Source organism: Microbacterium sp. DMC48 (assembly GCF_056313825.1).
On record NZ_JBQUZN010000004.1, the window covers coordinates 569,851 to 582,618 of the forward strand.

At 69.0% G+C, this 12,768-nt stretch carries 15 protein-coding genes; 9 read left to right on the forward strand and 6 right to left on the reverse strand.

Features of this window, described 5'->3' with window-relative positions; translation table 11 throughout:
- Positions 1-33 precede the first annotated feature (33 nt).
- Together ACT53O_RS08040 and glgA are read right to left on the reverse strand one after the other, a co-directional pair.
- Complete coding sequence (locus ACT53O_RS08040; protein ID WP_039416081.1) at positions 34-825, reverse strand: ABC transporter ATP-binding protein; 792 nt, start codon at positions 823-825, stop codon at positions 34-36.
- Between the two features lie 70 nt (positions 826-895).
- Positions 896-2,089 carry a glycogen synthase gene (gene glgA, locus ACT53O_RS08045; protein ID WP_476151730.1) on the reverse strand — a complete coding sequence of 398 codons (1,194 nt, stop codon included), beginning with the start codon at positions 2,087-2,089 and terminating at the stop codon, positions 896-898.
- 46 nt (positions 2,090-2,135) lie between these two features.
- Between glgA and glgC the strand changes: the two genes are divergently transcribed.
- The 3 genes from glgC to ACT53O_RS08060 all read left to right on the forward strand — a co-directional run bounded on the left by glgC (position 2,136) and on the right by ACT53O_RS08060 (position 4,820).
- Complete coding sequence (glgC, locus tag ACT53O_RS08050) at positions 2,136-3,380, forward strand: glucose-1-phosphate adenylyltransferase (protein WP_039416083.1); 1,245 nt, start codon at positions 2,136-2,138, stop codon at positions 3,378-3,380.
- Between the two features lie 19 nt (positions 3,381-3,399).
- A complete protein-coding gene (gene serB / locus ACT53O_RS08055; protein WP_476151732.1) occupies positions 3,400-4,035 on the forward strand; it encodes a phosphoserine phosphatase SerB in 636 nt (211 codons plus the stop codon).
- 65 nt (positions 4,036-4,100) lie between these two features.
- Entirely contained in the window at positions 4,101-4,820 is a 720-nt protein-coding gene (locus ACT53O_RS08060; protein WP_239498599.1) for an alpha/beta fold hydrolase, read from the forward strand.
- Between the two features lie 63 nt (positions 4,821-4,883).
- Here ACT53O_RS08060 and ACT53O_RS08065 read toward each other — a convergent pair whose 3' ends face one another.
- Positions 4,884-5,594 carry a beta-ketoacyl-ACP reductase gene (locus ACT53O_RS08065; RefSeq protein ID WP_039416086.1) on the reverse strand — a complete coding sequence of 237 codons (711 nt, stop codon included), beginning with the start codon at positions 5,592-5,594 and terminating at the stop codon, positions 4,884-4,886.
- Positions 5,595-5,704: 110 nt separating this feature from the next.
- Here ACT53O_RS08065 and ACT53O_RS08070 point away from each other — a divergent pair, with 110 nt between their 5' ends.
- From ACT53O_RS08070 to ACT53O_RS08085, 4 genes are read left to right on the forward strand one after another with little or no spacing between them, the layout of a single operon-like run.
- On the forward strand, positions 5,705-6,229 hold the full coding sequence (locus ACT53O_RS08070; RefSeq protein WP_476151735.1) for a DUF4190 domain-containing protein: 525 nt from the start codon (positions 5,705-5,707) through the stop codon (positions 6,227-6,229).
- 50 nt (positions 6,230-6,279) lie between these two features.
- Positions 6,280-6,669, forward strand: coding sequence for a DUF3099 domain-containing protein (locus ACT53O_RS08075; RefSeq protein ID WP_036318107.1), 390 nt, complete (start codon positions 6,280-6,282; stop codon positions 6,667-6,669).
- Positions 6,666-6,869, forward strand: a complete 204-nt coding sequence (locus ACT53O_RS08080; RefSeq protein WP_036318109.1) for a hypothetical protein — start codon at positions 6,666-6,668, stop codon at positions 6,867-6,869. Before ACT53O_RS08075 ends, ACT53O_RS08080 begins: the two co-directional genes overlap by 4 nt.
- Complete coding sequence (locus ACT53O_RS08085; RefSeq protein ID WP_036318110.1) at positions 6,866-7,774, forward strand: SURF1 family cytochrome oxidase biogenesis protein; 909 nt, start codon at positions 6,866-6,868, stop codon at positions 7,772-7,774. Before ACT53O_RS08080 ends, ACT53O_RS08085 begins: the two co-directional genes overlap by 4 nt.
- Positions 7,775-7,796: 22 nt before the next feature.
- Here the strand turns inward: ACT53O_RS08085 and abc-f are convergent, their stop codons facing one another.
- Positions 7,797-9,395: a ribosomal protection-like ABC-F family protein gene (abc-f, locus tag ACT53O_RS08090; RefSeq protein ID WP_476151738.1), complete on the reverse strand. Its 1,599-nt coding sequence runs from the start codon at positions 9,393-9,395 to the stop codon at positions 7,797-7,799.
- 117 nt (positions 9,396-9,512) lie between these two features.
- On the opposite strand from abc-f, the gene ACT53O_RS08095 reads away from it, so the two are divergent.
- Positions 9,513-10,352 carry a GNAT family N-acetyltransferase gene (locus ACT53O_RS08095; RefSeq protein WP_135949274.1) on the forward strand — a complete coding sequence of 280 codons (840 nt, stop codon included), beginning with the start codon at positions 9,513-9,515 and terminating at the stop codon, positions 10,350-10,352.
- On the opposite strand, the gene ACT53O_RS08100 is transcribed toward ACT53O_RS08095, so the two are convergent.
- Positions 10,299-10,862, reverse strand: coding sequence for an N-acetyltransferase family protein (locus ACT53O_RS08100; protein WP_476151740.1), 564 nt, complete (start codon positions 10,860-10,862; stop codon positions 10,299-10,301). The genes ACT53O_RS08095 and ACT53O_RS08100 overlap by 54 nt on opposite strands.
- A gap of 169 nt (positions 10,863-11,031) precedes the next feature.
- Between ACT53O_RS08100 and ACT53O_RS08105 the strand changes: the two genes are divergently transcribed.
- On the forward strand, positions 11,032-11,664 hold the full coding sequence (locus ACT53O_RS08105) for a biotin transporter BioY (RefSeq protein ID WP_135949360.1): 633 nt from the start codon (positions 11,032-11,034) through the stop codon (positions 11,662-11,664).
- Between the two features lie 70 nt (positions 11,665-11,734).
- On the opposite strand, the gene ACT53O_RS08110 is transcribed toward ACT53O_RS08105, so the two are convergent.
- Positions 11,735-12,760, reverse strand: a complete 1,026-nt coding sequence (locus tag ACT53O_RS08110) for an iron-siderophore ABC transporter substrate-binding protein (RefSeq protein WP_036318094.1) — start codon at positions 12,758-12,760, stop codon at positions 11,735-11,737.
- Between the last annotated feature and the right edge of the window lie 8 nt (positions 12,761-12,768).

The window sequence follows — 12,768 nt, forward strand, 5'->3', positions numbered from 1 at the left end:
ACCAGCCTGAGGCCGCTCGGAAGAATCCGGATCTCAGTCGCCGTGCGTAGCCCGCGCGGCGTAGCGCCCGCCCTCCTCGGTCAGGGCGATCGGCATGCCGAAGGTGGCCGAGAGAGTGTCAGCGGTGAGGGTCTGCGCGATCGGTCCGGCAGCGACGAGGGCGCCCTCGCGAAGGAGCAGCACGTGGGTGAAGCCGACCGGGATCTCCTCCACGTGGTGGGTCACCATCACCATCGCCGGCGTCGTCGGCGCCTGAGCGTACCCGCTGAGCAGTTCGAGGAGTTCTTCGCGCGCGCCGAGGTCGAGGCTCGCCGTCGGCTCGTCCAGCAGCAGCAGCTCCGGATCCGTCATCACCGCGCGCGCGATCTGCACCCGCTTCTGCTCGCCGTCGGAGAGCGTCCCGAACGTGCGCTCGGCGAGATGGTCCAACTTCCACTCGGCCAGCACCCGGCGCGCACGCCGCTCGTCGATCGTCTCGTAAGTCTCGTTCCAGCGCCCCAGCACGGAGAATGCGGCGGTCAGGACGACGTCGAGCACCGTCTCCTCCGGCGGAACCCGGCGGGCCATCGCCGACGACGCGAACCCGATGCGCGGCCGCAGATCGAACACGTCGGTGCGTCCGAGACGCTCGTCCAGGATCGTGACCTCACCCGATGTCGGGTGGATCAGCGTCGCCGCGAGCTGCAGGATGGTGGTCTTGCCGGCACCGTTGGGTCCGAGGACCACCCAGCGCTCATCGTCGGCGACGTGCCAGTCGATGCGATCGATGATGTTGCGAGCATTGCGGCGGACGACGACATCGACGAATTCGAGCACCTGAGGCATGCGCCCAGCCTATCGGGGGCATCCCGGCCATCCCGGCGGTACGCGCCGGACGCGCACGCAGTCCGCGCACTCAGTCCGCGCGCTCGGCGACCTCACGGTAGAGAGCCTCCGTGGCGTCGGCGATCGCCTGCCAGCTGAAGGCCGTGGCGGCGCGTTCCCGGCCGGCCGCGCCGTACGCGCGCGCTCTCTCGGGGTCGGACACCACTTCGGTGAGCACGGCCGCGAGATCGGCGACGAAGCGGTCGGGGTCGACGGGCGTCCCGGTCCCGTCCTGCACCTGCTCGATCGGAACCAACCGCCCGGTGACCCCGTCGACGACGACCTCGGGGATGCCGCCGGTCGCGGTGCCCACGACGGCGGCACCGCACGCCATGGCTTCGAGGTTCACGATGCCGAGCGGCTCGTAGACGCTCGGGCACACGAAGGTGGTGGCCGACGTCAGGATCGCGCAGAGCTGGTCGCGCTGCAGGAACTCGTCGATCCACACCACGCCGTCCCGGCGCGCCTGGAGGTCGCGGACGAGACCTTCGACCTCGGCCATGATCTGCGGCGTGTCCGGAGCGCCGGCGCAGAGGACGATCTGCACGTCTGCGGGCAGCTCAGCGGCGGCCCGAAGGAAATAGGGCAGGCCCTTCTGCCGGGTGATACGACCGACGAACACCACCGACGGGCGGTTCGGATCGATGCCGTAGCGCTTGAGAAGCGCATGGTCCTCCCGCGGATGCCACGCCTCGACGTCGATGCCGTTGTAGATCACACGCACCTTCGCGGGATCGAGCGAGGGATAGCTGCGCAGGATGTCGCGGCGCATTCCGTCGCTGACCGCGATCACGGCGGCGGCGTTCTCGTACGCGGTCTTCTCGATGTAGCTCGACACGGCATACCCGCCTCCGAGCTGCTCCGCCTTCCAGGGTCGCAGCGGCTCGAGTGAGTGGGCGGTGACCACGTGCGGGATGCCGTGCAACAGCGAGGCGAGGTGCCCCGCGAAGTTCGCGTACCACGTGTGCGAGTGCACCACATCGGCTCCCGCGACATCGCCGACGATCTCCAGGTCCGTGCCGAGCGTCTGCAGCGCGGGGTTGGCGCCGGCGAGCTCGACCGGCACGCCGTAGGACGTCGTGTCGGCCTCCTCGCGGTCGCCGCCGAACGCACGCACCTGCACGTCGATGCTCCGTCGCAGGGCAGCGACGAGTTCGGTGACGTGGACGCCGGCGCCGCCGTAGATCTCGGGTGGGTACTCCTTGGTGACGATGTCGACGCGCATGTCACGAACGCTAGTACACGGTCGAACGGGGGCCTAGTGTGGTGACATGCCTGCAGCGCCGAAGGTCTTCGGAATCATCCTCGCCGGCGGCGAGGGAAAGCGCCTCATGCCTCTGACGGAGGACAGAGCCAAACCCGCGGTGCCCTTCGGCGGCCAGTACCGGCTGATCGACTTCGCGATCTCGAACCTGATCAATTCGGGACTTCGGCAGATCGTGGTGCTGACGCAGTACAAGTCACACAGCCTCGACCGGCACGTGTCCCAGACCTGGCGGATGTCCGCTCTGTTGAACTCCTACGTGGCCTCGGTGCCGGCGCAGCAGCGTCTGGGCAAGCGCTGGTTCTCCGGCTCGGCAGACGCCATCCTGCAGTCGTTGAACCTCATCCACGACGAGAAGCCCGACATCGTGGTGGTGATCGGCGCCGACCACGTGTACCGGATGGACTTCGAGCAGATGCTGGCCGCGCACATCGAGTCGGGAGCCAAGGCGACGGTCGCCGGCATCCGCCAGCCCATCGGGCTCGCCAACCAGTTCGGGGTGATCGATCTCGACCCGAGCGACAACGTCACGATCCGCGACTTCCTCGAAAAGCCCCAGAACCCGACCGGACTGGCCGATGCGCCGCACGAGGTGCTGGCATCGATGGGCAACTACATCTTCGATGCCGACGCCCTGATCGCGGCTGTGGAAGCGGACGGCGAGCTGCCGGGCTCGAACCACGACATGGGCGGCGACATCATCCCCTATTTCGTGGGGCGCGGCGAGGCGGCGGTGTATGACTTCAAGCGCAACGACGTGCCGGGCTCGACCGATCGCGACCGCGACTACTGGCGGGATGTGGGCACGATCGACTCGTTCTTCGACGCGCACATGGATCTCATCTCGACGCTGCCGATCTTCAACCTCTACAACGTCGACTGGCCGATCCACTCGCAGTCGGTGAACTCGCCGCCCGCCAAGTTCGTGCGCGACGGCGTCGGCCGTATGGGCAACGCGATCGACTCGATCGTGTCACTGGGCTCGGTGCTGTCGGGAACCCATCTGGAGCGCTCCGTGGTCGGCCCGTGGACGTTGTCGGGCGGAGGCTCGACCATCACCGATTCCGTGCTCTTCGATCACGTCCAGGTCGGTGCCGGCGCGCGGGTGCATCGCGCGATCCTCGACAAGAACGTCGTGCTGGAGCCGGGGGCGACGGTCGGCGTCGATCGCGCCTTCGATCTCGCGCGCGGCTTCACCGTGACCGACAGCGGCATCACCGTGGTGGGGAAGAACGCCTACGTCGCACGCTGACGGCCGATAGGTTGGACGGGTGCCTGACGCCCGCTTCCTCGTCGTGTTCGACGCCGACTCCACTCTGCTGCGCAACGAAGTCATCGAGCTCATCGCCGACGAGGCCGGCCGTGGCCCCGAAGTCGCGGCGGCCACCGAGGCGGCGATGCGCGGTGAAGTGGATTTCGCGACGAGTCTGCGCTCGCGCGTGGCCGAGCTGCGCGGAGTCCCGCTGAGCGCCTTCGACCGCGTGCGGGCGCGCGTAGAGCCCACCCCGGGAGCGGCCGAGCTCGTCGCCGCCATTCACGCCCGCGGCGGGAGGGCCGCCGTCGTATCCGGCGGATTCCACGAGATCCTGGACGTCATCGCACCCCCGCTCGGAATCGACGAGTGGCGCGCGAATCGACTGGCCGTCGACGGCGGCGTGCTGTCCGGCCTCGTCGATGGCGAGATCGTGGATGCCGCCGGCAAAGCCGCAGCACTGCGCGAGTGGGCCGCGGCATCCGGTGTTCCGCTCTCCCGCACGATCGCCGTGGGCGACGGCGCGAACGACCTGCAGATGATGGCCGTCGCCGGGCTCGGCGTCGCGTTCAACGCGAAGCCCGCGGTGCGACGGCACGCCGACCTCGTCATCGGCCCGGTCGACCTGCGCGAACTCATCCCGATGCTCCCCTGACCTTCCGCGACCGCATCGCGCGTCGTGGCCGCACGGATGTCGGTGGCCCGGCGTACCGTGAGCGCATGGACGTCATCATGATTCCCGGTCTCTGGCTCGACGCATCGTCGTGGGACGACGTGCTTCCTGCGCTGCGCAGTGCAGGGTTGACCCCACGACCGTTGACGATGCCGGGCCTGGGGGCGCCCGGCGTCGAGAGCGCCGGCATCGGCATCGCCGACTGGGTCGCGGCGGCCGTCGCCGCGATCGACGAGTCCGTCGGACCCGTTGCGGTCGTCGGCCACAGCGGAGGCGGCAACGTCGCCTGGGGAGCAGCGGATGCCCGCCCCGAACGCGTGGCCCGGGTCGTCCTGGTCGATACTGCGGTGCCGCACGACGGGGGCATGATCTCGGAGTTCGACGTCGTCGACGGCGTCGTGCCGTTCCCCGGCTGGGACTTCTTCGACGAGGACGACGTGGCTGATCTCGACGCGCAGACGCGGGCGCGCACCGCACCGCTGACCCGCTCGGTGCCGGCTCGGGTCCCCACCGACGCGATCGCGCTGCACGACGAACGTCGCTACGAGCTTCCCGTCACCGTGCTCTCCGGATCACTGGGCGAAGAGGAGTTCCGCGGCTTCCTCGCACAGTGGGGCCGGTACGCCGACGAGTTCTCGGCGATCCGCGACACCGAGATCGTCCGTCTGGGCAGCGGCCACTGGCCGCAGTTCTCCCAGCCACAGCGGCTGGGCGACGCGATCGCCGCCGCCATCACGCGAGCGCCGCTCCCTTCGTCGCCGCGCTGAGCGGGCCAAGACCCACCGGTCACGGCGAGAGGGTCTCCGCAGCGAGCCGAGATGCCGAGGGGCTCAGTGCCCCATCCCGAGACCGCCGTCGACGGGGATGACGGCACCCGAGATGTAGGCGGCATCCTCCGACGCCAGCCACGTGACGACGCCGGCGACCTCGTCGGGGGTCGCGAAGCGACCAACGGGAATGTTCCGCTTGTACTCGTTCTGCGTGTCTTCGGGCAGTTCGGCGGTCATGTCGGTCTCGATGAATCCGGGCGCGACGACGTTGGTCGTGATCCCGCGACCGCCGAGCTCTCGAGTCAGCGAGCGCGCAAAGCCGACGAGTGCCGCCTTCGACGACGAGTAGTTGATCTGGCCGGGCGAACCGTACAGGCCCACGACGCTGGAGATGAGGATGACCCGTCCCCACTTGGCGCGCAGCATGCCCTTGGACGCACGCTTGACGACGCGGAACGTTCCGCCAAGGTTCGTGGCCACGACGGAGTCGAAATCGTCCTCGGTCATCCGCAGCAGCAGCGTGTCCTTCGTGATCCCGGCGTTCGCGACCACGACCTCCACGGGACCGAGCTGCTTCTCGACCTCGGCGAACGCGGCATCCAACGACGCGGCATCCGTCACGTCGGCCCGCACCGTGAGCGTGCCCTCCGGGCCCTCGCCGGAGCGGGCGGTGACCGCGGTGCGATACCCCTCCGCGACGAAGCGGGCGGCGATGGCGCGGCCGATGCCGCGGTTTCCGCCGGTGACGAGGACGACACGGTCGTGCGACATAGGGGCTCCGTTTCGCTCGGGAGGAACCGCCCCAGCCTACCCGTCGCGCACGACGGATCCCCTCTCGCGCGCGGCGCCCGATAGGCTGGCACGGCGAGACAGGAGAGATCATGACCGACGCGACGAACCCTCAGTCCCCGGATGCCGCGGTCACCCCGCCCGTGACGCCTCCGACTCCGGCACCTGCGGCCGATGCGACCTATGCACCGCCGGCGGCACCCGCCTACCAGCCTCCGGCATATCAGCAGCCGTCCTATCCCTCCGCACCCCCGGCGTACGGCGCGAGCACCGGTGCCCCGGTGCAGCCCGCTCCGGGCGCACCGCCCGTGTACGGGTCCGCTCCCTACTACGGGGCGCCCGCCGCGAAGACGAACGTGCTCGCCGTCATCTCGATGATCGCGTCGATTCTGGGCTTCGTGTGGATCCTTCCGCTGATCGGCTCGGTCGGTGGTGCCATCATGGGCCACATCTCGCTGAACCAGATCAAGCGCACGGGTGAAGGCGGCCGCGCAATGGCGCTTGCGGGCGTGATCGTGGGATGGGTCGGCACCGCGATCTCGCTCTTGATCATCGGCTTCTTCGTCTTCTTCATCATCCTCGGGGCCGCCGCCAGCTCGCGTTACGGCTCGTACTGATCGGGCGCCGCCGCGCCCGCGACGCCCACGCGGCGTAGGCTGAGGGGACCGTGAAAAGCTCCCGTGCTCAGTCCGCCACGTCGTTGCCGCGCGCGCCGCGCGACGACGCGAGCGCGCGCATGACGAAGTACTTCACGATGATGGTCATCCGGGTGATCTGCTTCGTCCTCATGGTGGCCGTCACCCCCTACAGCTGGTACACGTGGCTGTTCGGAGCCGGAGCGATGTTCCTTCCGTACTTCGCCGTGGTGATCGCCAACGTCGCCTCCGGATCGGCCGAACGTGCCATCGCCCCCGAGCGCGCGATCGAGGCCTCTCCGACCCTGCGTCCACCGTCGGACGCCCCGAACGCCGCGGTCGACGAGACGCCCCGCGTGATCAGACTGAGCGAGTCCTCGCGGCAGCCGCCCGCACCCCGGACGCCGTCGGACGACGAATGACCGAGGCCATCTGCTCGAGGACCGGCTGCCGCGCGCCCGCGACGTGGCAGGTGCAGTGGCGCAATCCGCGCATCCACGCGCCCGAACGACGCAAGATCTGGGCCGCGTGCGGCGATCACGTCGACTATCTGCGCGACTATCTCGCCGCCCGCGACTTCCCGGTGGACGTGGTCGCCTTCGATACGGAGGCGACCAGATGAGAGAACGCACGGCTCGGCAGCAGACGGCGCTGCGCTGGGCAGGATACGTCGCGATCGCGATCGTCTTCGCGATCGTCTGCGCCTTCCTGTCGAACTGGCAGTTCACGCGCAACGCGGAGCGAAGCAGCCAACTCGCCCTGATCGCCGCGAACTACGACGCCGCGCCGGTGCCGCTGGGGCAGGTGATCGGCGCCGACGGCGCGTTCCGACCCGGCGACCAATGGCGCCCGGTCTCCCTGACCGGTCAGTATCTGACCGACCACACGCTGTTGGCTCGTAATCGCGCGCACGGTGGGACGAGCGCCTTCGAGGTGCTCGTCCCATTCCGGACGGTCGACGGAGCGGTCTTCCTCGTCGACCGCGGCTGGCTGCCGCCCGGCTCCTCCCAGCCCGAGCCGGACGCGATCCCCACTCCCCCCGCCGGCCAGGTACAGGTGATCGCGCGACTCAAGCCGGGCGAGCCGCTGCCGAACTCGGGACGCTCCGCGCCGGACGGCCAGGTGCCGACCATCAATCTCCCCCTGATCGCGGAGACCACCGCTCAGCCCGCGCTCATCACGAGCGCGTACGGACTGCTGGTGTCCGAACAGCCCAGTCCCGCGGAGACACCCAACGCGCTCGAGTCGCCATCGGACGACCCCGGCCCATACCTCTCGTACGCGATCCAGTGGATCCTCTTCGCGCTGATGGGATTCGTCTTCATCTGGTACATGATCCGCACCGAGATCCGTCACCGGCGAGAGGATGCGGAAGACGCAGCCGCGGAACGGGCAGGCGAGACCCCGACGCCGGACGAGGAGGAGGCGTCTCCCGCCGCTCGTCGGCGCCGACAGCGAGAAGCCCGGCGACCGGATCGCGACATGCAGGAAGAAGACGCCCTTCTCGACGAGCTGACGTCCCGCTGAGCAGTCCGACGCGGAATCGGCGTCAGGCGAGGGTGATCAGGTCGACGTAGTCGCGACCCCAGATGTCCTCGACGCCGTCGGGCAGGATCAGCACCCGTTCGGGGTTGAGGGCCTGAACGGCGCCCTCGTCGTGGGAGACCAGCACGACCGCACCTTCGTAATGGGCCAGTGCGCCGAGGATCTCCTCGCGCGAGGCGGGGTCGAGGTTGTTGGTGGGTTCGTCCAGCAGCAGCATGTTCGCCGACGAGACGACGAGCGTCGCCAACGACAGACGGGTCTTCTCACCGCCGGAGAGCACACCGGCGGGCTTGAGGACGTCGTCACCGGTGAACAGGAACGAACCGAGCACCTTGCGCGCCTCGGTGGCGTTGATATCCGGCGCCGCCGACATCATGTTGTCGAGGACCGACCGGTTGACGTCGAGGTTCTCGTGCTCCTGCGCGTAGTAGCCGATCTTCAGGCCGTGGCCGGGTTCGATGATGCCGGTGTCGGCCTTGTCCACGCCGGCGAGGATCCTGAGCAACGTGGTCTTGCCGGCACCGTTGAGCCCGAGCACGACCACTTTCGATCCGCGATCGATGGCCAGGTCGACGTCCGTGAAGATCTCCAGCGATCCGTAGGACTTCGAGAGGTTCTTCGCCATGAGCGGCGTCTTGCCGCACGGCGCCGGCTTGGGGAAGCGCAGCTTCGCGACGCGGTCCTCTTGGCGGACCTCCTCGAGGCCGGAGAGCATCTTCTCGGCGCGAGCGACCATCTGGTGGGCAGCGGCGGCCTTGGACGCCTTCGCACCGAAGCGCGCGGCCTGCAACTGCAGCGCCGTCGCCTTCTTCTCGATGTTGACGCGCTCCTTCTTGCGTCGTTCCTCGTCGGCGACCCGCTGGCGCAGGTAGTTCTTCCAGTTCATGTTGTAGACGTCGATGACCTGACGCATCGCGTCGAGGTAGAAGACACGGTTGACCGTCTCGCCGACGAGTTCCACGTCGTGGCTGATGACGATGAGCCCGCCCTTGTAGTTCTTCAGGAACTCGCGCAGCCACACGACGCTGTCCGCGTCGAGGTGGTTCGTCGGCTCGTCGAGGATCATCGTCTGCGCGTCGGAGAAGAGGATGCGCGCAAGCTCGATGCGACGACGCTGCCCGCCCGACAGGGTCTTCAGGGGCTGGTCCAGGATGCGGTCCGGCAGCGACAGGTTGTGCGCGATGGATGCCGCTTCCGACTCGGCCGCGTACCCGCCGAGCGCCTCGAAGCGCTCCATGAGGTTGCCGTAGCGGCGCATCGCCTTCGCGGCCGCCTTTTCGTCGGCATCCCCCATCTGCAACGAGGCCTCGTGCATCTGCAGGGCGAGCGTGCCGAGCCCTCGCGCATCGAGGATGCGGGTGCGCGCCATCATCTCCGGATCGCCGGAGCGCGGGTCCTGCGGCAGGTAGCCGAGCTCGCCCGAGCGTTCGACCTTTCCGTCGGCCGGCAGCAGGTCGCCCGCGAGCACCTTCGTGAGCGTCGTCTTGCCGGCTCCATTGCGGCCGACGAGACCGATCTTGTCGCCGTCGGAGACGCGGAACGACACCTCCGACATGAGCGTGCGAGCGCCCACGCGGATCTCGAGGTCGTGCACGGCAAGCACAGCAGACGTCCGTTCGTCGGGGATGGGGAACGGCCCGGAGACGGACCAGCCTCCCATTCTACCGTCCACGTCCGGCGTCGGCCGCCGCTCGAGTCCAGAGGTGCCAGACTCGGGACCATGCGATTGCGCCCCTTCGCCGACGACGATCTGACGCTGCCCTTCCTCGGCACGATCGCGTTCCGCACCGATCGATGGCGTGATGCGCATACCCGCTCGACCGTGCTGGAGGTGGACGGGCACCCCGTGGCCGCCGGCATCATGTGGACCTCGCGCGTGCACGGGGACCGGTACTGGGTCGCCATCGTGGTCGAGCCCGCATCGCGTGGCCGCGGTTACGGGAAGGCCGTGTTCGCCCACTTGTCGACACTGCGAGATGCGCCACTGACCTTCATGACGCGCGGGTACGTCGACGACGATGCACTCGGCTTCGCCGACGCCCTGGGAGCACGGACCATACAGGTGGTGCCACCCGCGGACGTGCCGGCGGCGTCTCGCGCGGTTCTGCGGCCGCACCCGGCGGTGCAGAGCGTCCGCGATCTGCACTGGGACGACGTCCTCGATGCCAACGCGGCCGTCTACGCCTGGACGCACGAGGGCTGGTCGCCCGTCGCTCCGGATTTCGCGGCGGCTCTCTCGGAAGACCTCGAGGCCGAGGTCGACCGCGACGCGAGCAGCGCCGCCGTCGTCGACGGCGAGATCGTCGCGCTGGCGCTCGTCTATCACGACTCGACACCCCCGTGCCTCACGGCGGAGACCACGAGCAGGGAGACGGCCGACGGTGAGCGCTTGATCGAGGCCTGCGTCCGGCGCTCCCTCGACGTGCTGGCAGCTCGCGGCGTCGAGCGGGTCACCTTCGACGGCCATGTCAGCGATCCGCACTTCCTCCCCGTATGGGCGCGCCTCTCACCGAGGGGCCGCTGGTTCCGCCTCGTCGAGATCCCTCCGGCCGGCGGCTGACGAGCGAGCGGGACGGGTCATCCTCAGCTCGTGCACGCCCTCGTCGACACGCACGGTTCCGTCGAGCACGAATCCATGCTTGGCAGAGAAGGCCTGCGCGCGAGGATTGGGATCGGCCACCCACAGCATGTGCGCTGCGGATGCCGGGGCCACCGCGTCCAAGAGAGCGGCGCCGACGCCGGTGCCGTGGTGATCGGCAAGGACGTAGAGCACGTGGAGCGCACGATCCGGAGTGCCATCCGTCCGGTCCTCTTCCGGGGTGGGACCGGTCATCGCGATCCCCACGACCTCGTCGTCGACGAGGGCGACGGCCGCAGCGACCTGCGCGAAGCGGGGGTCGTCGCCCAGCACCGCGGTCCAGAAGCGCTCGCGACGGTCCACGAAGTCGGGCGCGTCGAGGATCTCGTCAGCCATGAGGCCGCGGTACGTCTGCCGCCACCCCTCCACGTGCACGCGCGCCATACCGGCGGCATCCGCGGGACGAGCGGAGCGAACGGTGAAAGTCATCATGCGGCGAGTGTCGTCAGCGAGGCGGGACCGGGATCGCGACGGGCTATCGCCGTCAGATTGTCTCGATGCGACAACGAATCGTCCTCTCTTCCATCGATCTCGGCCAGGTGGCCCGCGTGGCGAGACTTTAGGCTGAGCCATGAACCGTCCACCTCTCGAAGGAGACCGCATGTCCCTCGCCGCCGCCGGCCGCCGCCTCGTGCTCGCCGATCTCATCGCCCGCCCGACCGACCGGGCCCGCGCCGCCGCCCTGGACACAGCCCTCGTGATCGCGGGCGCCGCCGTGGTCGCGGTGCTCGCGCAGGTCGAGGTTCCGCTCTGGCCCGTGCCCATCACGGGACAGACTCTCGCCGTCGTCGTCGTGGGCGCCGCCCTCGGCGCCCGTCGCGGCGCCGCCGCTCTCCTCACCTACCTCGTCGCCGGCCTCGCGGGTCTGCCGGTCTTCGCGGGATTCACGGGAACCCTCGCAGCCGTCGCCAAGCCGAGCTTCGGGTTCATCATCGGCTTCGTCTTCGCCGCCTTCGTCGCGGGATGGTTCGCGGAGCGCGCGTGGGACCGACGTCCCGTCCTCGCGTTCGTCGGCTTCGTGGCGGCGAGCGTGATCCCGTTCCTGTTCGGTGTGCCCTACATGGCCTTCATCCTGAACACCGTCCTCGGCAAGGGACTCGGTATCGAGGCGATCCTCGCCGCCGGCGTCACTCCGTTCATCGTCGGCGGCATCGTCAAGGCCGCGCTGGCGGCGCTGCTGATCCCGGCGGCATGGGCGGGCGTGCGTGCCGTGGAGAACCGTTCCGGCCGCTGACTCCTCACCTCGCAACGACGACGGCCCCGACCGCAGTGGTCGGGGCCGTCGTCGTGAGGTGGAGGCCGCGTCAGCCCTTCGCGACGGCCACCGCGGCGGCCAGCTTCTGCGTGATCGTCGGCAGTGCCCAGGGCAGCGTCAACGCGGTCGGCGAGACCGCCGCCACGTTCTCCGCGCCCACCATCGCTGCGACGGCACCCTTCTTGACGGCGGGGATCAGCTGACCCCGCGCAGATGCGAGGAAGTCGTCGAGCGTCTTCTGATCCTCAGCCTGCGTGAAGATGACCTGAGCATCGATCTTGTCGAGGTTCTCCTGACTGACCGTGGTGTAGAAGGTCCCCTCGCCCTTGTCGAGCGCGGTCACACTCGACGGCGAGACGAAGCCGAGATCCTGCAGAACCTCCACGCGCGGGTCGGCCGGAAGATACATGTAGAACGTGTCCACGTCGTCGTCCACGTAGGCGATCGTGACGCCGGCGAACTCCGGATGCGCCGACGCCGCGTCCTTCACCTGCGCGTCGAGGCTCGTCAGCAGATCGGCGGCCTGCGTGCTCATCCCGAGAGCCTTGCCGGTGATCGTGATGACATCACGCCAGGGGGTCGCCCACGGCGCGGTCGGGTAGGCGACGACGGGGATGCCCGCCGCCGTGATGGCGTCGTAGTCCTTCTGCGTGAGCCCCGAGTAGGGTGCGAGCAGCACATCCGGGTTCGTCTTCAGCAACTCCTCGAGGGGGATGTCGTTCGAGCTGACGTCGAGGATGGTGGGCTTGGCGCCTCCGAGCTTGTCCACGGCGTCTGCGATCCACGGCGGCATCTTGTCGTCGCCGCCCGAGTAGTTGTCGGCGGGGATCGCAACGGGCTGGATGCCGAGAGCGAGGACGGCATCCGTCGCCCCCCACCCCCAGGTCGCGATGCGCTCGGGCTTCTTCGTGATCGTCGCGTCGCCGAGCGCGGAGGTGATGGTGACGGGGAAGCCGTCACCCGCCGCGCTCTCGGAGCTCGTGGGTGCGGCCGATCCGGCGGCGCAGCCCGACAGCAGGAGTGCGGTCACTCCGGCGATCGCGGCGAGCCCGAGTGCTGTGCGGAGTCGTCTCATGGGTCTTC

Coding starts and splice junctions, on each gene's coding strand:
- ACT53O_RS08040 (WP_039416081.1), bottom strand. CDS start 825: ATGCCTCAGGTGCTCGAATTCGTCGATGTCGTCGTCCGCCGCAATGCT.
- glgA (WP_476151730.1), bottom strand. CDS start 2,089: ATGCGCGTCGACATCGTCACCAAGGAGTACCCACCCGAGATCTACGGC.
- glgC (WP_039416083.1), top strand. CDS start 2,136: ATGCCTGCAGCGCCGAAGGTCTTCGGAATCATCCTCGCCGGCGGCGAG.
- ACT53O_RS08060 (WP_239498599.1), top strand. CDS start 4,101: ATGGACGTCATCATGATTCCCGGTCTCTGGCTCGACGCATCGTCGTGG.
- ACT53O_RS08065 (WP_039416086.1), bottom strand. CDS start 5,594: ATGTCGCACGACCGTGTCGTCCTCGTCACCGGCGGAAACCGCGGCATC.
- ACT53O_RS08070 (WP_476151735.1), top strand. CDS start 5,705: ATGACCGACGCGACGAACCCTCAGTCCCCGGATGCCGCGGTCACCCCG.
- ACT53O_RS08080 (WP_036318109.1), top strand. CDS start 6,666: ATGACCGAGGCCATCTGCTCGAGGACCGGCTGCCGCGCGCCCGCGACG.
- ACT53O_RS08085 (WP_036318110.1), top strand. CDS start 6,866: ATGAGAGAACGCACGGCTCGGCAGCAGACGGCGCTGCGCTGGGCAGGA.
- ACT53O_RS08095 (WP_135949274.1), top strand. CDS start 9,513: ATGCGATTGCGCCCCTTCGCCGACGACGATCTGACGCTGCCCTTCCTC.
- ACT53O_RS08100 (WP_476151740.1), bottom strand. CDS start 10,862: ATGATGACTTTCACCGTTCGCTCCGCTCGTCCCGCGGATGCCGCCGGT.
- ACT53O_RS08105 (WP_135949360.1), top strand. CDS start 11,032: ATGTCCCTCGCCGCCGCCGGCCGCCGCCTCGTGCTCGCCGATCTCATC.
- ACT53O_RS08110 (WP_036318094.1), bottom strand. CDS start 12,760: ATGAGACGACTCCGCACAGCACTCGGGCTCGCCGCGATCGCCGGAGTG.